Origin of the sequence: Pedobacter nototheniae (genome assembly GCF_004335085.1) — a bacterium.
Classification (GTDB): Bacteria; Bacteroidota; Bacteroidia; order Sphingobacteriales; family Sphingobacteriaceae; genus Pedobacter; species Pedobacter nototheniae.
In genome coordinates this window covers 37,122-58,653 of record NZ_RQRS01000028.1, presented here as the reverse complement: position 1 = coordinate 58,653, position 21,532 = coordinate 37,122, and the positions used below count along the sequence as shown (strand labels likewise).

The following is a 21,532-nucleotide window of genomic DNA, read 5'->3' as shown; positions in this document are numbered from 1 at the left end:
ATTGATTTTGGTTTAACCATTAGTTTAACTAAGCCTAAAAGCGAATTATTTTTTTTGGAAAACATTGTCAGTAGTTTTTGGCTCCTGCAGCCCCGCCCTTTGCTAAATCCCGATAGAAAAAATCGAGATACCGCTGTTGGTTTTAAATCGATCGTTTCTGCTATTAAAAACCAAATTGATACGGATGAAAAGATTGCTTCGTCGTTCCTCCTCGCAAAGACGTGCGGTTTTGTAATTCTTATTTGTATACGACCGTCATTGCGAACGGAACTAAGGATTGTGTTATGGCGTAAAGTAATCTCCTTTATTAGGTTTAACCCTTACATTCTAAACCCGATAGGATGAATGCCGATTTTTCTTCGGCAGTAAGGATAGCGGGACTTCACCGCGTTAAATGCTTCTGTCTGCTCATTTCCAAATGTTTATTTTAAGTTTTTTGGAAAGCAAAGCCTGTAGTTCTTTTGAAAATTGCTTCTTGCTTTCTGCTTTATCCCGATAGAAAAAATCGAGATACCGCTGTCGGTCAGGTTTATTTAACAAGGCCAGCAAGAAAATTTATACCTGTAGCCGGTTTTTAAATGATTGGTGATAATAGCAACCACAGGAGTAAGTTTGATACTATTAATCTATAATTTAATACTATTAGTATATAGCTTGATACTATTAATCTATAATTTGATACTAATAGTCTATCGCTTGATACTATTAGTATATAGTTTGATACTATTAATCTATAATTTGATACTAATAGTCTATGGCTTGATACTATTAGTATATAGTTTGATACTAATAGTCTATAATTTGATACTATTAGTGATTAATTAATCACTAATAGTATCAAAAATGAAGTAAAAGGTGTTAAACACAACTCTTTAGTTTTAAATTAATGGCAATAGAAAAAGCCATCTCTATGTTTTATAAGAGATGGCTTTTGAATATAAAGGATACTAAGTTATTTTTTGGTTACTTTGAATTCTGTACGTCTATTTTTTGCTCTACCTTCAGGATTATCCTTACCATTTTTGAACGTATTAAGTGCAATTGGCACCTTTTTACCATAACCTTTGGCGGTCATTCTGTTGGCGGCAATATTTTTACTAACTAAATAATCTACGCAAGATTGTGCTCTTTTTTCTGATAAAGCTTGATTGTATTCATCCGTACCAATGGCATCGGTATGTGCGCCTAACTCAATTTCCATATCTGGATTATCTTCCATAATGGTTACCAGTGCATCTAAAACCTTTTTCGATGGCTCTGTTAAATCGGCACTATTAAATTCGTAATACACATTATCTAATACAATGGGTACATCAGGTATAAATGAAGTTATGCAATAATCTTTGGCAATTAAGGTATCGGCTTTTGCCATTTCTTCATAAACGTAGTTTTTATTAATGGAGAAATAATTATCCTTTGAAAACTGAATCCTAACAGGTCTTTTTGCATCAACTTTAAGTAAATATTTACCGTCTTTACCGGTAGTCATTTTTTGTTCTCCTTCATAGTTTGAAATCGAAACTGTTGCATCTGCCAAAGGTTTTTTAGTTTTACAATCGGTAAGGATTCCTGTTATAGAGAAAAATTCTTTTTTCACTTCAAAAACTTCTAAACAGCACGATGATTCTCTATCAGAACTAATGTAACCTCTATCGCCACGTGCATCAATAGCTGAGAAGTAAACATCATCTTTGGATGAATTAAATGGATAACCAAGATTTTTCGGTTCCGACCAGGAAATTAAATCGCCTTCCGATTCAAAAAAATCTAATCCACCCAAACCTATTCTTCCATCGGTACTAAAGAGGAGTTTTTTTGTTAAAATATTATAATATGGAGCTCTTTCATCATTTTCGGTATTAATTGTTGGACCTAAATTAACGGCCTGCCCCATTGAGCCATCGGTACGAATTGAGCAATACCAAATGTCGAATTTACCATAACCACCAGAACGATCGGAAGAGAAAAACAGAAATTTCCCATCGCTGGTTACAAAAGGCTGTGCTGAGTTAAAATCCTTACTATTTACTTGTAAGCCCAATGGTTGTGGGTCAGACCATTTATCGCCTGTTTTGGTTGAACTATATATTGAGTATTTCTCTTTATCTCTCCAACCGGTAAAATACACAACGTTTCCTGCCGGATTAAAAGTAGTTGCAGCAACTTCCATATCCTTTGGAAAATTAATATCGAGCATTTTAACAGAAACTTCCGTTCCGTTATTAATTGCGCCCGTAGTGGCATAAATATTATTTACAAATGGGTTAGCTTTGGTGGAAATTTGTACGTTTCCGGCGTCAGTTTTCACAATATCTCTTTTAGAACCTACTGCAACAGGCCTTGAAGATGTAAAATAAAAGTCGTTATTAACCTTAACCGCAGCATAATTAGAACCTAGCCCGTTTATATGATTTGGCATTTTACTTATTTGAATCATCCGGGGATATCGCATTTCTTCCATAGCAAATTTGCATGAAAGAATCTCCCTTTCGGCGGTTTTCAGCAATAAATCATTAGGGTTTTTACGGTTAAACTCTTCGAAAGCTTTTATAGCTTCTGGAAATTTTTTATTGGCTCTTAGGCTTTCACCGTAATAAAAAATAGCTTTTCTATATTTTGTATTGGTAAAAGTGCTGGCTACACCATAGTATTTTTCGGCTTCAGAAAACTCTCTATACATTCGGCTAGATTCTGCCAGGTTATAGATAGAGCCCTCATAATCCTCAATTACCTTATCTTCTTTAGTTGGCCTTTTATCCTTTCCATATGGAATGATAGCCTGCGTACTATCGCCATCAATTTTTAAAGCCTTTTTATAGAATGTTGATGCTGCGTAATAATCCTTATTTTGAAAATAGGTATCTGCAACTTTTTTATAATCTACCACATATTGAGCGTTTGCAGTGCCAGCATATGCGAATAAAAGGAGTAGGAATATTTTTTTCATTTGATTGTTTATTATAAACGTGGACAGAAGAAGTTAGGGCCAATTATTCCATTGCGACCAATTAACGTAACTGATAATTCTAAACCTCCGTTACTGTTTGATGCTCTTTGAAAGGTTGATGTGTTAATATCGTAGCTTAAACCAAAAACCATATTTTTAAGTTGCAAACCAACAAAGGCAATTGCAGCATCTTTAACCCTATAATTTCCACCAAATAAAATATTTGAGGAGTTGTTAAGGGTTAGCTGGCCGTAAGCACCAAGCGAAACTTCACTGGTATTGCCCTGGTACATCACTAATGCATTTGGAACAATATCAAACATTTCCGAGGCTCTAATTCTTGCGCCCCCATGTGCTGTAAAACGAATGGGTGTACGTTCACTTGATCCAGAAAAACGTTCGACAGGACGATTTAAATGTGCAGCACTTGCTCCTAAAAATACATTTACGGATTGATTAGGATTTCCATCGAAATACATGATACCGGCATTAATATCGGGTACAAAAGATGAAGAAGAAGATAAAGTTTCGCCGCTTCCCAAGCCACCATCGTAACCCGAAACAGGGTTAAACTGATCTCCGAATCGAGCTTTTGAGAAATCGAAACTGCGATTTACAAAGCCAGCCTGTAAACCAAAACTAATCATTTGTAAACCTTCTACGCCAAACCTTAATCGGTAAGAACCAGAAATTAAAGCACTTAAATAGTTGAAGTCCAAATCTCCTGCCCTTTGATTTAAAACTGTTGCACCAAAGGCAAAATTCTTTTTAGGTGCAAGATCAAAGGAGGCCCCACCTGTTAAAAAGGAATTATTTAATCCACCCCATTGCTGCTTAAAATTAACAGATGCTCTATAATCGCCATCTATAACCCCTGTTAAAGCAGGGTTTAACCATAATGGATAAGCATAATACTGGGAAAAATGCGGATCTGTTTGGGCAAATGATTTAGCAGTTAGAAGCATCAAACCCAGTACTGCATATATTTTTAAAGCCGATAGTATTTTCATAATATTCAATTTTGTCTGTTAATAATTTATCCTGCTTATCATTATCTAATTAAAGTTATAGTACCCTTTTTAATCGATTTGGTTCCATCGTTAAAAGTCACATCAACCATGTACACGTATACGCCTGTTGTTTGGTTAACGCCCTTATATGTTCCATCCCATCCGTTGGCAACAGAATCCGACTGGAATATAAGATTGCCCCATTGTGTGTATACGTACATTTTTGCACTTGCTATTGAGGTTCCATAAATAAGGAAGATATCATTTTTACCATCGTTATTTGGCGTAAATGCATTTGGTATATAAACTTCATTTCCAAGTGGGTTTGTTGCCTTACCAGTAAACGGAGTTGAGTTTGCACTGGTTTGGCAATCAATCTGTCCTTTGGCTCTAACAATAATAGTTACCGCCTGATCTGGTTTTAAACCTGCTACGAAGTACGTTGTACCTGATGCTCCGTTAGTAGGGCTTTGCCATGTTAAACCGTTATCTGTAGAAACTTCGTACCCTGTTGCGCCATTTACAGCTGCCCATCCAAAAGTTACACTACCAGCGTCTGAGGTTCTTAAAACAACAACAGGTTTTTCAAGTACAGGTAATATATTTATAGTTACGGCTGTTCTTGTTGCACTAGCACAACCACCAGTAGCAATACTTTCTACATAATATGTTGTATTAGTGGTTAAAGCAGGCGTTGTAAATGTTACACCTTCTGCAAGTACATTACCTCCAGAACTAGCAGCGTACCATCTATAAATTAATCCCGTAACCGGATTGTTAACGGTTAATACAGTTGTACTACCTGCGCATAATGTTCCATTGGCCGGTGTTGCCGATGCTGGTGCAACCGGTACTGGCAATGGAATTACATTAACTGCCGTTCTTGAGGTTGATGTACAAGAGCCTGAGGTAGCTTCTACATAATAAGTAGCATTTGCTGTTACTGCCGGAGTAGAGAATGTGCTTCCTGAGCCTACTGCTGTTCCACCTGTTGCAGTTGTAAACCAGTTATAGGTTACATTTGCCTGAGGGTTTAGCACGGATAGCACAGCTGCACTGCCTGTACATACACTTACCGATGATGATGCAACTGTTGGCACATTAGGTTTAGTATTTACCGTTACAGTAATTTTAACTCTGCCTCCGTTGTTGTTACAACCGCCTGTTCCAATTGCAATTATATAGTAATCGGTTGTATTGGCAAGCATTCCGGTTGTATAAGTTGTACCGGTATTTAACAAGCTTCCGCCCGTTGCAGCGCTATACCATTCGTATGTTACACCAGGTTGCGGGTTAGAAATTGTTAATGTTGTAGCATCGCCTGCGCAAATATTTGTTCCAGTACTAGAAACTACAGGGTTTGTTGGCAATGCATTAACTACAATGTTTACTGCACTTGCATTTCCTGCGGTGTTTTCACATCTGTTATCGCCTTTTACGGTAACATAATATGTAGTGTTGGCAGTAAGCACAGGCGTTGTAAATACGGCACCTACATTAGCTACGCTGGTTAAGGCAGCATCGTTATACCAGGTAAATACCGGATTGATAATCGTAGTACTTGTAGCGGTTAAACTTGCTGATGCACTGGCACAGATTGAAGTAGAACCTGTTACAGAAACATCAGATGCTGTTGCTGATGGATTAACTTTTACCGTAATGGTTTTTGCATTTGCACTGCTATTTTCGCATTTGTTGGCACCTTTAACGGTTACATAATAGGTAGTGGTTGTAGTTAAAGTTGGCGTTGTAAATATTGGCCCAACAAAAGCAACACTGGTAAGTGATGCATCATTGTACCAGGTAAATACTGGGTTGGTAACCGTTGTACTACTTGCATTAATTACAACCGTACCTGTACCGCAAATGGTTGCTGGAGTTGATAAAGTTATATCATCTGCCGTTGCAGCAATATTCACTGTTACGGTTACTATTTTAGCCGTTGCAGCTGAACTTTCACATACATTATCACCTTTTACAGTAACATAGAATTTAGTTGTTGCATTTAATGGATCAGTTGTATAAGTAGCGCCAACAAAAGCTACCGTAGTTAAGGCAGCATCTTTGTACCAAGTAAATATTGGATTGGTAACCGTTGTTGATGTTGCCGTTAAATTTGTAGATGAACCTGCGCAAATTGTTGCATCTGCAGCAGTAACATCTGTTGATGATGCAATTGGTTTAATGGTGATGCTAATTGATTTAGCTGTACCTGGAGCGTTTTCGCATTTATTATCGCCTTTTACCGTAACATAGTAAGTTGTGTTTGCAGATAAAGCTGGTGTTATAAAATTAGGACCAACAAAACTTACATTAGTTAAGGCAGCATCACTATACCAAGTAAATACTGGGTTGGTAACCGTTGGCGATGTTGCATTAAGTGTGGTTGATGATCCTGCACAAGCAACCGTTCCTCCATTAACAATAATATCTGTAGTAGTTGCTAGCGGATTAACAGTTACCATTACTTGTTTAGCATCGGCAGCAGCATTTTCGCATTTATTAGTGCCTTTAACCGTTACATAGTACGTGGTAGTGGCAGTTAATGATGGGATGCTAAATGTTGGCCCAGTAAATACTACACTTGTTAATGAGGCATCACTATACCATGTAAATACAGGTTGTGTTACCGTTAAGCTTGATGCCATTAATGATACAGCAGATCCTGAACAAATATTTGCATTGCTAACTGTAATATCTGCTGCTGTGGCGTAATCTTTTACTGTAATGCTTACAACTTTTGCATTTGCTTTATTTTCACATCTGTTATCCCCTCTCACCGTTACATAATAAGTTGTATTTGCGGTTAAAGTTGGTGTTGCAAATGTTGCCCCTGTATAGGCAACGGTAGTTAATGCAGCATCACTATACCAAGTAAATACCGGGTTGGTAACTGTAGTGGTAGTAGCGGATAAAGTTGTTGATGACCCTTTACATATAGAGGCTAACCCACTAATGGTTACATCAGCATCGGTTGCTACCGGATTAACTGTTATGGTAATTGATTTAGCAGTTGCCACTGTATTTTCGCATTTGTTATCTCCTCTTACAGTTACATAATAAGTGGTAGTAGCGCTTAAAATTCCTGTTGTAAATGTTGCGCCTTCAAACACTTTGTTTGTTAAAGCGGCATCGGTGTACCAGCTAAATATTGGGTTTGTAATTGTTGTACTACTTGCCATAAGCGTTGCAGTAGAACCACCACAAATTGTGCTTGTGCCCGATAAGCTAATATCAGATGCTACAGCCACCGGATTAACTGTTATAGTTACTTCCTCTGCACTGCCTGGCGCATTTGCACATTTATTTGTACCACTTACCGTTACATAAAACTTAGTTGTTGCAGTAACTGGTGGCGTTGTAAATTGTGCTGTATTGGCTACCTGATTGGTTAAGGCAGCATCGCTGTACCAGGTAAATATTGGGTTAGTAACCGTTGTGCTGCTCGCAGTTAATACGGCTACGCCTGATGCGCATAATGATGTATTTCCAACAACGGTAATATCACTTGCTGTTGATGACGGATTTACAGTAATGCTAATTTTTGTACGTGTAGAGTTAACACAATTGCTTCCGCTCACGGCCTCTACATAATAATCATATGTAGCACCCGCAGCTAAAGAAGCAGATGTAGTGAAACTACTGTTATTATTTACTAAAACATTTCCTCCTGTTGCGGCATCATACCAATTATAAGTAATGCCAGTTACTGCTACCACATTTAGGGTTGCTGGTGTGTTTACACAGGTTACAGTTGGATTGCCTGGCGATGGAACCGGATTAACTGCTGGCGGTAAAATCGTTACCACTACCTTAGTTGGCTTAGTTTCGCAACCATATGCAGATGCTGTTACAAAGAAATCGTAACTACCTGCAGCCAACGTTGGATCAGTAGTAAAGGTTACCCCATCTTTACCTGCTTGGTAAATTGTACCTTGATACCATTTATATACAGTATTTGCTTTTGGATTTGTAACAGTTAGCGTAGCTGCTGTACCTTGACAGGCACTAACTGTAGCCGCGGCAACCGTTGGCAATGTTGTTGTACGTTGAGCATAATTTAAATTAACAGAAGATAAGGCACCTAATAAGCCAGAGCTTAATCTTACTTCTACCCCATCAAATGGTGATGTTGGCACAAGCTTAAAGGTTGCCCCACTACCATCTGCCAGCAATTGTAAATCAATTAAAGGATTGGTAACTGCAACACCATCATTATTGCTGGTGCTACCATTAAAACTTGTTACAGTTAAACTTGGCAATACCGCTAGTGATAGTAATTTACCTGGCGAAGTGATGTTTACAATTAATGTATCACCAACATTTGATAATCCTCCGGCAAATCCTAAGCGTTGGTATACAGAAGCGCCTACTGCACCAACTGGAATAACCAAACTCGATCCTGTGTTAATATCATTATCAACCGCAAGGTTAGGATTAAATACATCAGCTAAAAGCGCCACTCCTGTAACTCCCTTATCTGCTGCAATTGTAGCGGCACCACAAGGTGTAATTATTGGAGTACCATTAGGAATAACAGTAACAATTACTGTTGCTTTGTTTGTTGCCGGACAACCCCCAGGCACCGTTGCCTCCACATAATATGTAGTAGTGGCATTTAAAGGTGGTGTTACAAAAGTTTCTCCTGTAAATACTGGAACTACAGCCGCCGGACTATCATACCAATTTATAACAGCACCCGCTGTACTTGATGTTGCCATTAACGAGGCAACAGATCCTTGATTTATAGTAACCGCTGATGGTGTAACAATCGGAACATCGATAGAACCTACTGTAACAATAGCTTCTGTTCTTGCAGATGCTGTACCGCAACTATTTACTGCCTCTACAAAGTAACTTGTACCGCCTACAACAGTTGGTGTATTAAATTTATCACCTGTAAATAAAATAGTTGTTGATGTTGAAGAACTGTACCAGTTATAAGTAGTACCCACAACTGGGTTTTTAACCTGGAACGTTGCCGATGTTGATAAACAGGTATTCACATTTGGGGCTAATAACTCTGGTACTGAAGCTAAAGGATTGATGGTTACATTAACCACCGTTCTATAACTTACACAACCAGATGCTGATACACCCGAAACATAATATTTAGTATTTGCAGTTAGTGCTGGGGTGGTAAACGTTGTTCCATCTTTACCAGTTAAATAAGTTCCAGAAGCATCGTACCATCTATAGGTTAATAATGCTGATGGATTACTAACTTCTAATTGAGCAGTTTGACCAGAACATGCAGTAACATTTGCCGATACCACTGTTGGTGCAACCATTACACGTTGTGCATAATTAAAGTTTATAGAAGCTAGCGCACCCAACAATCCTGAGTTTAACCTCAATTCGATACCATCAAATGTTGCTGTGGGTACAAATGTGATTAATGCCTGGCTATCGCCACTTAATAATTGAACATTTAATAATGTAGTGTTATTTAATAATTTTGTATCGTTATTACTCGTTGTGCCGTTATAAGTTGTAACCTGAGCACCATTTAATAAGCCCAATGATAATAATTTTCCTGGTGTAGAAACCAACATACGTACGGTATCACCTACGCTTGAAAGTGAAGCAAATTTAACCGTTTGATAAGCGTAAGCACCTAAAGCCCCCACTGGCATTACCAATGAAGAAGCCGTTTGGGTATCGTTATCAATTGCTAAATTAGGATTAAACACACCTGATAATAAAGCCACTCCTACTACATCGCTGGTTTGACTTACTGGCGCTTCGCAAGGAACAGGATTTGAAGATCCGCCGCCATCTACAGTAATAGTTACCTGAACACGACTTGCAGATACACATCCTGATGTATTTGATACCGACTCTACATAATAAGTTGTTGTAGCGGTTAATGGAGGTGTAACATAAGTATCACCTGTGTAAACTGCGGTAGTTGCATTGGCACTAGTATACCATTTAAAACTAACATTAGGATCTGTAGGTCCAGCATTTAAAATAGCTGTTTGGCCTGGGCTAACTGTTGATGCAGATGCCGTAATTACAGCCAACGCTGGTCTTGGTGTTACCGTAACCACAGCTGCAGTACGTGTTGCACTTATACATGTACCTTGTAAAGCCTCTACATAATAAGTGGTATTGGCATTTAAAACAGGGGTTGTAAACACAGATCCTGTAAATACAAGGTTTCCGCCAGTAGCTGCATCATACCAATTGTAAGTTATGGCTGCATCGGGGTTACTAACCGATAAAGTGGCAGAAGAACCCTGGCAGGCTCCAGCTATTGGAGCAAGCACTGGTGCCGCTAAAACTGGTGTAACAGTTACAGTTACCGGAATTCTTGTTGGGTTAGCGCAAGTTCCCTTTAATACCTCTATATAATAAGTTGTTGTTGCCGTTAAAGCAGGTGTTGTATAGGTTCCGCCCGAAGTTAATAAGGTACCACCTGTTGCAGCGCTGTACCAGTTTAACGTTGTGCCTCCGTTTGCTGTTGCCGTTAAAGTGGCTGTACTACCCGAACAGATGGTTTGATTTCCAGCGGTTAATGTAGGGTTAGGATAAATAATTTGTGCACCATAAATATCTAAACTGGTTATTGCAGAAACTAAAGCGCCAAATCTTACTTCAACACGGTCATATACCCCGCCTGCAAGTAAGGTAGCCGTAAAACGGTTTCCACTTAAAAGTTTTAGATCTAATAAAGATGAATTTAGTTGATAAGTTTTTACAATGGTTGATCCATTCAGTACGTTAACGGTAATATTTCCTAAAACGCCAAGATCAAGTAATCCCGTTGGTGTTGCTAAATCAAGGCGAATACTATCTGTAGCTGCACCCGCTGCAGGGAAAATTAATTGTTGATAGCCAACTGATGTTACCCCAACGGCAAGTGAGATTCTGGTAAAGTTAGTTAAATCTGCATCTGTAGAATTTCCAGGACCAGTAATACCGCACAATAAACAAATACCAGTAATACCTGTATTTTGGCTATTTGCTGCATTACAATTTGGATTTCCAGGTCCAGTTATTACTGTAACCGTTACTGGTACTCTGCTAGCACTAGTACATCCATTACCATTAACGGTTTCAACATAAAAAGTTGTTGTTGTAGTTAAAGCTGGTGTTGTAAATGATGCACCTGTAGCCAATTGTGTTCCTCCAGTTGCTGTTACATACCAGTTAATTGTATTTCCAGCATCTGCCGTTGCAGATAATGTAGTGGTTTGACCGCTATTTATAACTTGATTATTGGTTGTTATCACTGCTGGAGTTGCAGGTGGGTTTATTGAAACCGTAACCGCCGTACGACTACTCACTGCTGTGCCCGATACAGCCTCAACATAAAATGTTGTTTGTGCACTTACCGCAGGTGTTACAAATGTACCTGCATTATTGGTTGCTAAAGGTGTACTTCCTGATGATGCATACCAATTATATGTTACACCAGTTTGTAAATTACTTACGCTAAGCGTAGCCGGACTGCCTGCGCAAACGCTTACGCCTGCAACAACTGGAGCTTTAACGGTTACCGAGATGGTATAATCTGTATTAACCTTGTTATTATTTGCATCTGTAGCAGTTAAAGAAATAGTATAATTACCACCAACTGTTGGCGTGCCTGATATTTCTCTGGTTACAGTATTAAAACTTAATCCCGGAGGGAGGTTGGTAGCCAAATAAGTGTACGGAGCCGTACCACCAGAAACTGCTGGAAGGGTTTGTGTTGTATAAACATCGCCAACTACACCGTTTGCTAATGTTGCCGATGGCAAAGAAAGTTGTCCAATAACCTTTAACGAATAACTGGCGCTCACTGTTTTGCTTTGACTATCAGTAGCTGTTACCGTAACCGAATAATTTCAGGCTTGCGTTGGTGTTCCAGTAATTGCTCTTGTTGCCGGATTAAAACTTAAACCTGGAGGCAATCCAGTAGCGGTATAAGTATAAGGTCCGACACCGCCAGTTGCCGCAGGAATATTTTGCGGCGTATAAGTTACACCAACTGTACCATCCGCTAAGGTAGTTGTAGCAAGTGCCAGTGGGTTGGTTACTGCTAATGGATAATTTGTAGTAATTGTTTTTCCATCGCCATCAGTAACGGTTACCGCAACGGTATAATTACCAGCCTGTGTAGGTGTTCCAGTGATTGCTCTTGTTGTTGGATCGAAACTTAAACCCGGAGGAAGTCCTGTTGCAGAGTAGGTAAAAGGTTCTGAACCACCTGTAGCCGCAGGAATTATTTGTGGATTATAAACAGTTCCTGTAATTCCACCTGCAAGTGTTGTTGTAGGCAGAACTAATGGATCGGTTACTTTAAGTGTATAATTAGATGTAATCGAATTTCCATTAGCATCAGTTGCAGTTACTGGAATTGTAAAGGTTCCTTTTAACGTTGGCGTACCAGAAATTTGTCGCGTTGCGGGATCAAATGTTAACCCTGGAGGCAAATTAGTAGCAGTATAAACATATGGAGAAGTACCACCCGTTACCGCAGGAATAGTTTGCGTAATATAAACTGTACCAGTAACCCCACTTACCAAGGCACCTGGTGTTAAAACCAATGTTGCGGTTACCTTTAGGGTAAATGGTGTGGTAACCGTGCAACCTTTACTATCTGTTGCTGTAATTGAAAAACTGTAATCATTTGCAACAGTTGGTGTGCCTGTTATTAATCCAGTTGTAGATAAACTTAATCCAGCTGGTAGTGTACTTCCAGTTGCTAGTGTATATGTATAATTTGGTGTGCCACCAGTTGCTGCATTAATTTGTTTTGTATAAGCAAACCCTACTGTAGCATTGCTTAATGTGGTTGTATTAAAAACTATTGCCGGATTAACGGTTACAACAATAGGCACCCTTCCAGATTCTGCTGTACATCCTATTCTTCTGGCAGCAACATAATAAGTTTTGTTTGCAGTTAATAAACCTGTTGAAAAAGTTCCATTATAAGCGGTTGTTGCCAATGCTGTTCCTCCATCAACAACATCATACCATCTTAATTCATTGGCAGCAGTTGTTGTTGCAGATAAATTAGTACTTGTGTTATAACATACAGAAACCGCATTACTTGCCGGTGCAGTAAATGTTGGCCGCCCTGCTGATCGTGTTAAACCGTAAATGGAAATACTTTGCGTTAAATTTACATTTAACAGCGATGATACAGTTACCTTAACATGATCGAAGGGCACGAGTGGTGCAAATGGAATGGATACAACCTGGCCATTTTGCAACAAGCCTAATAAATCGAGATTTAATAAGGTAGATGCAGGTTGGCTAAATACCTGGGTATTGCCGTTGTAGGCTGTTACTGTTATATTATTTAAAAGTCCAGCATTTAATAATGCTGCTGAAGTTTGAAATCTTAAATTAAATTCATCACCTGCATTAGATAATGTTTCAAAATAAAAATTTTGACTGATTGATCCTGCTACACCTAAAGCACCTAAACTTACTTCAGAGTAATTGGTTTGATCGGCATCTATAGCTCTTTCTGCATTTGTTACTCCGGCTTTGCCTAAACCTAAAACATCAACGGTTAAACCATCTCCTTCGTAACCTGTAGCAAAAGCTTGTGCACAAGGATCGATTCCTGTTCCATAAAAAGCGTAGTATACTTTTGTATTGTTTGTAGCACCTATCAATAGTGCTTTTGTTATATCTTTTATGTAAACCCTATCATAAGGTTGATTTGGCGTTATCGCGGCATAAAAAAATCCATTGCCATCTTTAACTAATCGTAAACTAGGGTTTGATAAGGCTGTTGTACTTGAGCCACTAATAATTGTAGTTCCACTCGAATTTCTTGCCCCAATCTCAAAAGAGTGATTTCCTAACACAACGTTCCCTAATACATTGGCTAAAAGTCCTCCGAGGTTTCCTCCTAATAAAGCGTTTAAAACATCAGGAGCAAAATCTATTCTCACATATGATGTTGTTCCTGCAGGAACAACACTGGGATATTTTAACTCCAATTCTCCATTATAGGCAAGTAATCCTGCTGCCAGCCCTCCATAAGAATTAACGGTTGCAAAAGTAGTTGTACTCTGCGTTACAGCATTACCAGGATCCGTTACATTGCTCTGGATAGTTACCTCATTTGCATAAACTCTGGTTTGCGCATACGATTTTGAATTTAAGAGCGTTAATAAAGTAATCATTGCAAATACGAGCGTATTGCAGATTCGTCCTTTAAGGAGATGAGAGGTAGAGTTTTTCATCATGTCAGCGTTTATTAGGGAAATACTATAAATAGTATAGTTTTCTATTAGACTACAAGTATTAAATGATTATGACAAATCTACATCTACACCAATCACCTTATTTATCCATTACTATTCATTCTTAAATTTGGGCATCGCGTTCATTTCATTCATAGAAATCTTTCTTATCAAAATCATTTCAATGATTGTGAAATTATGATGACATTAGCAAAGTCATCCATCTCTATATTTAATGAACGCTAACGAACTCCATCAGGAACTAAGGAAGTTTGTACTTATAAAGTCTGGTCTAAGAAATATAGACCCCGGGCATTGTAAAGTAATTTCTGAATTTGTATTTCAAGAAACTAAAAATTATGTTAGTGAAACGACAATAAAGCGGTTTTTTGGATTTGCAAACACTTTACATAAGTTTTCTCTATTTACTCTAAATAGCCTTTCGCAATATATTGGCTATTCTGATTGGGATTCTTTTTGTAAAGACAAGGAAAGTCAGGTTTCATCAGTGCAAAGTATATGGCAAAATTTAAAGCTTAAAACCCATGCCATTACCGATACTTCCTTAATTGCAAAAAAGAATAATTCGGGTGTACCGTTTTCTTCTACCTCTAACCGAAGCTTTTTTTATCCGGATTTTGAATATTTCTTAAAAAACAATTATCAATTCACTACAGTTAGTGCGCAACCGGGGCATGGCAAATCTATTTTGCTGGCTCATTTGGTGGAGCATTTCTTTTATTCAGAAAATGCTCTTTATAAAAACGACATTGTTTTATTAATCAATTCTGCAAGTATAAATACGGTTATTCAAAATGGACTTACCTTTAAAGATTGGTTTTTAAGGGAGTTTAAATTTGGGAGTGTTAGTGAGTTAATTGCTTTTTTTAAGAAAAACCCAGAAAAACGGGAAGGACGCTTTGTGTTAATTATCGATGGAATAGATGAATACTTAATGAAAAGTAGGTATTTCAAAGTTTTAATTGATTTTTTATGCAGTATTGAGGAGAATAGTTTCTTTAAAATCGTTTTCGGGTTAAGAACAAATTCGTGGATAAATTTACAACCAGTAATAACGGGTTCTGCCTTTTTAACTAAAACGTGGTATAATGGTTTATTTTACGATTCGGATGTATTAAGCAATGTTCCTTCTTTAAATACAGAAGAAATATTATATACATTGAGCAATATAGAGGGTAAAACAATTAGTAAACAGGATATTCACCCAAGTTTACTTAACCAATTTAAAACGCCTTTTTGGTTACAGGTTTATTATAAATTAAAAAGTGAAGCCAACCAGTTCGAACTGTCAAACCCTTTACTTTGCTATGAGCTGATTAACTATTTTTTAGAGAAAAAAGTTTTCCTTTCTAAAAAGAGTACAGAGAAAATATTTATCCTTAAGAAAATTAGTGAGTGCTTAACTCAAGGGAATAAAGGATTAAGGGTATCAAAAGAACAGATCTTAAACTATGCCATTTCTTATCCCGATGCTTACGAAGAATTAACTTTTACAGGTATTATCATCGAAGAAAAAAGATTGAGTACCTCTATTCCTACCGAAGTGATTCGCTTTTTGAACAATGATATTTATACCTATTTTATCTTTATTCAAATTACCGAGAAATTTCAGTACAAACCTAGCAAGGAGTTTTTCGAATACATTTTGAAAAATTTTAGCGATCAATCTAATTTACGGGATCATATATTAAACTGGACCATTAGATTTTGTATTAATAGAAATAAAATTGCTGAACTAAAAAATATTTTTCAGCTTCCATTCACCAATCTGGAAAAAAATACTTCTTTCGACTTTATATGCTACGTAGCTAGTTACGAGCTCAACAAACCCAATTCAAACTTTAATAAGCAAACTATTAATATCGATTTTATTGATATTATGACGATGGGTAGAACAATGGGCAGCTTATATAAGGAAACGATTAAAAGCATATCTGACAATGTTTTAAATGAAGATATTCAGATTATGCTTAACGTAATTGAATGTGTAATTTACCTAATAGACCTTGATAAAACTGCCTTAAATAATAATATGCAGCTTTTAAAAAGAAATTATAAAAGGTTAGGTGAGCTTTTTCCGATTAACTTATATGACTTGATTTTATACTTTAATAATAACCTTAATAATAAACCAAACGAAAGTAAAACTTTAGAGGAAAAAATTATAACGCTTTGCCGGGAAATAGATAAAAGTAAACCACTAAAAAATGAGGATTTAACTACGGCAGAAATACTTTCGTACAGATTAGTTTTACTCACACTTTTTTCTCAAAAAAACTATGCAGAATGCCATAGGTTTATAATGGCGATTTTAAATAAATACCCAAATATCTTTTATATCCGGTCTTCCGTTTTCTCTCCTTTTCTATTAATTATTTTGGGCCAAACTTATTTACAGCTGCATTATTTTAAAAAGGCACAAAGAATTATTCAGTTCCTCGAAAAAATAATTAGTTCAAATTATACTTACCATACGCCATTTGTTATAACGGCTTTTCATGTATTTAAAGCCAACTTTTATAACTATACCGATAATTTTGACAAGGCTGGTGATGAGATAGATTTAGGGATTAAACTTGCTTCTAAAAATGAGTTTAAAATGTATGAAATTTCCTTAATGTTAATCAAAATAGATTGTCTTAAACATACAGATGCAACCGAAGAGGTATCAAATGTGATTAAAGAGTTATTGAATTTTTTAACCGTACACAAAATTTCCATGCCCGATTATGCAAACTTAAACGGAGTAGATTTTGATCATACTTTTAAAATTCTAAAATCATATAAACGAAATTCATAAGCACAAAAAAAGCCCCGGCATAAATGTCGGGGCTTTTTTTATCATTTATAATTACTTAATTAAATTGTATAGTTCATCCAATTTAGGTGATAATACAATTTCAATTCTTCTATTTTTACTTCTTCCATCGGCACCGGTATTTGGCCCAAGCGGTTGAAACTCGCCTTTACCCGTAGCCGTCATTCTTACACCTTCAACTTTTTCGCTCTCCGTTAAAAAACGTACTACAGATGTTGATCTTAAAACACTTAAATCCCAGTTATCTTTAATCTGTCCTAAGTTATTTACCTTTTGATTATCGGTATGCCCCTCAACTGCAATATTAATTTCAGGCTGCTCCTTTAAAACTTTTGCAAGCTGTGCAAGTGCTTGTTTTCCTTTTTCATCAATAATAATACTGCCCGAAGGAAATAAGAGTTTATCCATTAAAGAAACATATACTTTTCCGTTTCTAATATCAACCGTTAATCCACTTTTAGTAAAACCTAATAAGGCTTGTTGCAATTTTTCTCTCAACTGATTAGTTGCTTCATCACGCTTACGCAATACTTCTTCTACTTCTTTAAGTCGTTTTTCTCTCGCAGCTAAATCTCCAGATAGTTTAGTGATTTCTGACGAACTGTTATTCTTTAATTTCTTATAGTTAGCATCAACAGTATTGTAACGGCCTTGAATATCACGTAACTCCTCCCCCATTAACGCAGTATCTTTCTTTAATTTTTTGATTTCACTCTCCAGATTCTCAATTTTAATTTGTCCTTCATTAAAAGCCGTATATAAAGAATCTTTTGTACCCAGTAATGCCTTATATTTTTTTGGCGACATAACCACACAGGAAGTTATTGAGGATACAAATAGTAGAATGGCAAAAGCAAGAAAGGTATTTTTCATTATAATTATTTTGGTTGTTGGTTATTTTTAAATGGTTAATTACAAGCTAATCTCTATAGTTAAGCGTCAATGGCATTTCGTAAAAATGCAACTAATGGTTGAACTGTTTTAAAAGAACTTATCAACTTATTAACGAGTGTGGGTTTAAAAAATTCTTCATCATCTAATTGCATGGACGCTTCAAAACTTTTTAATTTTAAAAATTCAATATTTGGATCGGTTGGATCATAACCTTTGGGTGCATTTTTTAAAGCGCCTGCAGTTCCCAATTTAAAATTGCTTTTAAAATCCTTTTGATTTATAATTTCTTTAAAGTCGCTAATGTTATAATCTATTTCCTGGCGAATTAGTTTTATATGTGGCGCATCGGGCATCCAATATCCTCCGGCTACAAAACATTGCTTCGGTTGAATATGCAAGTAATAACCTGGCTCGTTACCGCCTTTGCTGCGTGCAGAAAACCAAATGCCAAAGTTGTTTTTGTATGGGTCTTTATTTTTGCTGAAACGAACATCACGATAAATCCTCAATAAACATTTCTTCGCATCTATTTCTGGAGATATTAACGGATCAATTTTAGCAATTTCAGGGATGAGCAAAGTAACTAGATTAAGTACATCTGCCTTAGCTTCTTCGTATCTATATTTATTTTCGGCAAACCATTCGCGATTGTTGTTTTCGGCAACATCTTTAATAAAATTTAAGGTGTCTTTTTTAAGCATAGTTTTTTGGTTAACGTGGTAATTTAGGGGTTAACTGTATAAACTGGTTATTGATAATTAGGAATTAATTATCGTAATATGGTTTGTACTTGATATTTGGAGATAAAACGTGCAATAAAATGATTCTCGAATACCGATAATTGAACGGGTATAAGAGAAAGCATCCAGCAAAAATTACAATTAAATACGTCCAGAAGGTATCATCCGTTAAGGGCCCGCAAAGCAGATAGGTAATAAAGCTAACGATGAGCATTTCAATCACATTCATAGCATAGCTTACATACATTGCGGCATAAAAATAACCAGGTTCTATTTCTATTCTTTGTGCACAATGGCTACAAATTTCTTTTGTATGCTGAATATTAAAACCGTACATACTACCCGTAAAAATATCGCCTCTGCGGCAATGCGGGCATTTTGCATGCACTATTGCATATAGCTTCGAGGTTTTATCAGCCATAAATTTAGTTTAAATTAACTGGCTCATTTTTCATATTGATCTGAATGTTCTTTTTACGGTATTTTTTATACCAAACCACACCAACAATAATCGCCATTAAATATGGAATACATAACAGATAAATAACACCAGTGTTTAATCCCTCTGCTTGTGTATTACCATTTTTTACACCTTGCTCGGCATTAATGCTACACATGGCACATTGCGCATTAACCTTAGGGGTTATGGCAAAAGTTAAAGCAAATAGAAATAAGATAAAAACGACTTTCTTTTTCATTACGCAAATATACAGATAAAACGTTTGGAGGGATTTAAAAATTATGTCATAAAAAAGCCCCCGAATTTTCGGGGGCTTTAGGAGTGCTTGAAATAAACAATATTAAGTTGATTATTATAGACTACATTATAAATTCATGGCAACATCGCCTATTATAACCCCGTAAGATTTATAAGATATTTGAAATCCATTTGCATCAAGTACTCTAAATAATTTTGCACCAATAACAGGCTCTAATGAGAAATACTTACCATATACAAAATCAACATAATCAACTAATCCAACTGGAAGTATTCCCGTATATGACAGCAGCTGATCTCGTCTGGTCAATCTATCTTCGGGAATCTCTAATTCCCCATTTGAGTTAGTAAAAATCGCAGCAATAATGGTATTGAAAATTGTTAGTTTATTTCTTGCAATTACATACTCTTGCTCAGTAAACGGCTCAGGCACATCCAATAAAGCCCAATAATATTGCATTAAATCTATTTTAAATGTAGGAGGAACCATGCACGGCAAACACTCTGGCGCTGGATATATTGGTGGTTTACCTGGCATTGTCAGATTGCCTAAAGTATTTCTTCCGGCTAACATATCATCCATACAAGAATCGTAAGCATCATTATCACGATAGCCTGAACTTGATGGATCAGTAAGTCTGATGGCACAACCAATTGTACCTCCAACCTCATATGAATCAAAATTAGAGCCTTGCTGCTTAGCATTTTTATTCAGATTCGTAGGGTTAATATCTTTTTGTAAGATTTCACTTTTTTTACAAGAGAGCGATAGTGCAATGAGAACTATCAAAAGCATTAATTTATTTTTTTTCATTTCGAGTTAATTTAGAGTTATAGATACAAAAGCCCCCGAAAATCGAGGGCTTTAAGAGAGTATGTGTTAATTTAATAAAACTTCATTTGGAAAAATTATTGGAATGTTATCCAACTTCTTGCATCCGCTACAGCAACTAAATCATAAACTTTAGTCCCTGTTTGAATCACATAAAAACCACCTGCTTTTATGAAGTTATTTGTTACATTATTTATAATAGGTGCGATTGCACCAGGAGCATTACCATAACTACCAGCTAATGTATAAGAGATTTTACCATCAGCACTTACTGTTGGTGTAATAGCCGGACCATATGCACCATATGCAGTACCTAACCAAAATCTAACAGCTCCATAAGCTTGTCCAGTAATTTTATGATAATAGTCTATAGATCCAAAATTTGGAATCGTTTTAACTTTATAAGCATCTGCAACTCCATCTACAGTAAATCCATTATAATTTTCACTATAAGTACTATGAATTGGATTAGCTAAGAATCTTGCGGCAACTGTTTGATCATAAGATAGTGGGGTTATAGCCTCCTTAATTTGTAAAGTTTCTCCACCAGATAGGCTTGCGTTTATAAAACCTGTTGAAGCATCATAACTTACTCCATTAATGGTAGTTAAAGATGTTTTTCCTATTACCAATGGATCATATAAAATAATTGATGTGCCAGAAACAAAATAATTACTACTTACAGTTTTTAATGTTGTACCATCCAAATAATTAAAGCCAAATACTCTATTGGCTGGATCTAGTTTAACTTCGCCTTCAATACCTCCTATCGTAGTACGTTTAAAATAAGTTCTCAATTTACTAAGCAAAGCAGTCATATCATCCACAGCGGAAAATGCTGTAGTATTATCAGCTGCAGATTTTGAACGCACCAAAATCAATTTACTTTTATTAAAAGTCCCTTCTAATTTTACGGTATCTGTACTTGCCGACAGAAATGCAAATTCGAAATCTGAATTATAGCCATCACCTACATCTCCTCCAATAACATTTGGATTTGGATCGGCAATTAAGTGTAGTGTAGAATAGGTATCAAAAAGCAGGGTTGGTCTTTGCAATGCTTTTAAGCGGTAAGAACTTTCTTTTGCTGCAGGAGCATAATCCGCAGACATGGTTACTCTATTCTTATCTGTAAAACTAAAAAGGAATGTGGCTGTAACCTTAGAATCCGTTAGCAAATAACCTTTCCAACCAAATTGGGCACTTGCCAATTGGGTTTGATATCCTGTTAGAACGGCGTTTAAACGCTCATCCGGATTGCCTAATTCAGCTGCGGTTTTATCCTTTTTACAGGCCGTAAAGGCAATTGATATCAATAAAAAATATAATAAATACTTTTTCATTATTTCGATTTTAAAT

The 21,532-nt window shown here is 36.6% G+C and carries 11 protein-coding genes; 1 reads left to right on the top strand and 10 read right to left on the bottom strand.

Annotated elements, in window-relative coordinates; all coding sequences use genetic code 11:
- Positions 1-952: 952 nt before the first annotated feature.
- The 4 genes from EHC72_RS20000 to EHC72_RS19985 are packed head-to-tail and all read right to left on the bottom strand — an operon-like array spanning position 953 to position 14,153.
- Positions 953-2,947 carry an OmpA family protein gene (locus EHC72_RS20000; RefSeq protein ID WP_131539494.1) on the bottom strand — a complete coding sequence of 665 codons (1,995 nt, stop codon included), beginning with the start codon at positions 2,945-2,947 and terminating at the stop codon, positions 953-955.
- Positions 2,948-2,958: 11 nt separating this feature from the next.
- Positions 2,959-3,957, bottom strand: a complete 999-nt coding sequence (locus tag EHC72_RS19995; RefSeq protein ID WP_131539493.1) for a PorP/SprF family type IX secretion system membrane protein — start codon at positions 3,955-3,957, stop codon at positions 2,959-2,961.
- Between the two features lie 41 nt (positions 3,958-3,998).
- Positions 3,999-11,747, bottom strand: a complete 7,749-nt coding sequence (locus EHC72_RS19990; RefSeq protein ID WP_131539492.1) for a gliding motility-associated C-terminal domain-containing protein — start codon at positions 11,745-11,747, stop codon at positions 3,999-4,001.
- 45 nt (positions 11,748-11,792) lie between these two features.
- The gene (locus tag EHC72_RS19985; protein ID WP_131539491.1) at positions 11,793-14,153 is read right to left on the bottom strand and encodes a putative Ig domain-containing protein; all 2,361 of its coding nucleotides are present in this window, start codon (positions 14,151-14,153) and stop codon (positions 11,793-11,795) included.
- 232 nt (positions 14,154-14,385) lie between these two features.
- Between EHC72_RS19985 and EHC72_RS19980 the strand changes: the two genes are divergently transcribed.
- Entirely contained in the window at positions 14,386-16,971 is a 2,586-nt protein-coding gene (locus EHC72_RS19980; protein ID WP_131539490.1) for a hypothetical protein, read from the top strand.
- A gap of 51 nt (positions 16,972-17,022) precedes the next feature.
- Here the strand turns inward: EHC72_RS19980 and EHC72_RS19975 are convergent, their stop codons facing one another.
- The 6 genes from EHC72_RS19975 to EHC72_RS19950 form a co-directional block, all read right to left on the bottom strand.
- Positions 17,023-17,862 carry an OmpA/MotB family protein gene (locus EHC72_RS19975; RefSeq protein WP_131539489.1) on the bottom strand — a complete coding sequence of 280 codons (840 nt, stop codon included), beginning with the start codon at positions 17,860-17,862 and terminating at the stop codon, positions 17,023-17,025.
- Positions 17,863-17,921: 59 nt separating this feature from the next.
- Positions 17,922-18,584 carry a DUF2461 domain-containing protein gene (locus EHC72_RS19970; RefSeq protein WP_131539488.1) on the bottom strand — a complete coding sequence of 221 codons (663 nt, stop codon included), beginning with the start codon at positions 18,582-18,584 and terminating at the stop codon, positions 17,922-17,924.
- Between the two features lie 64 nt (positions 18,585-18,648).
- A complete protein-coding gene (locus tag EHC72_RS19965; RefSeq protein WP_131539487.1) occupies positions 18,649-19,044 on the bottom strand; it encodes a DUF983 domain-containing protein in 396 nt (131 codons plus the stop codon).
- Positions 19,045-19,048: 4 nt separating this feature from the next.
- Positions 19,049-19,321, bottom strand: coding sequence for a hypothetical protein (locus EHC72_RS19960; protein ID WP_131539486.1), 273 nt, complete (start codon positions 19,319-19,321; stop codon positions 19,049-19,051).
- Positions 19,322-19,447: 126 nt separating this feature from the next.
- The gene (locus EHC72_RS19955) at positions 19,448-20,155 is read right to left on the bottom strand and encodes a hypothetical protein (protein ID WP_131539485.1); all 708 of its coding nucleotides are present in this window, start codon (positions 20,153-20,155) and stop codon (positions 19,448-19,450) included.
- 95 nt (positions 20,156-20,250) lie between these two features.
- A complete protein-coding gene (locus EHC72_RS19950; protein ID WP_165585886.1) occupies positions 20,251-21,516 on the bottom strand; it encodes a DUF4302 domain-containing protein in 1,266 nt (421 codons plus the stop codon).
- Positions 21,517-21,532 lie beyond the last annotated feature (16 nt).

What these genes read in the sequence shown, in the direction of transcription:
- EHC72_RS19950 (WP_165585886.1), bottom strand. Translation starts at nt 21,516, where the DNA reads ATGAAAAAGTATTTATTATATTTTTTATTGATATCAATTGCCTTTACG.
- EHC72_RS19985 (WP_131539491.1), bottom strand. Translation starts at nt 14,153, where the DNA reads ATGATGAAAAACTCTACCTCTCATCTCCTTAAAGGACGAATCTGCAAT.
- EHC72_RS19955 (WP_131539485.1), bottom strand. Translation starts at nt 20,155, where the DNA reads ATGAAAAAAAATAAATTAATGCTTTTGATAGTTCTCATTGCACTATCG.
- EHC72_RS20000 (WP_131539494.1), bottom strand. Translation starts at nt 2,947, where the DNA reads ATGAAAAAAATATTCCTACTCCTTTTATTCGCATATGCTGGCACTGCA.
- EHC72_RS19995 (WP_131539493.1), bottom strand. Translation starts at nt 3,957, where the DNA reads ATGAAAATACTATCGGCTTTAAAAATATATGCAGTACTGGGTTTGATG.
- EHC72_RS19975 (WP_131539489.1), bottom strand. Translation starts at nt 17,862, where the DNA reads ATGAAAAATACCTTTCTTGCTTTTGCCATTCTACTATTTGTATCCTCA.
- EHC72_RS19960 (WP_131539486.1), bottom strand. Translation starts at nt 19,321, where the DNA reads ATGAAAAAGAAAGTCGTTTTTATCTTATTTCTATTTGCTTTAACTTTT.
- EHC72_RS19980 (WP_131539490.1), top strand. Translation starts at nt 14,386, where the DNA reads ATGAACGCTAACGAACTCCATCAGGAACTAAGGAAGTTTGTACTTATA.
- EHC72_RS19970 (WP_131539488.1), bottom strand. Translation starts at nt 18,584, where the DNA reads ATGCTTAAAAAAGACACCTTAAATTTTATTAAAGATGTTGCCGAAAAC.
- EHC72_RS19965 (WP_131539487.1), bottom strand. Translation starts at nt 19,044, where the DNA reads ATGGCTGATAAAACCTCGAAGCTATATGCAATAGTGCATGCAAAATGC.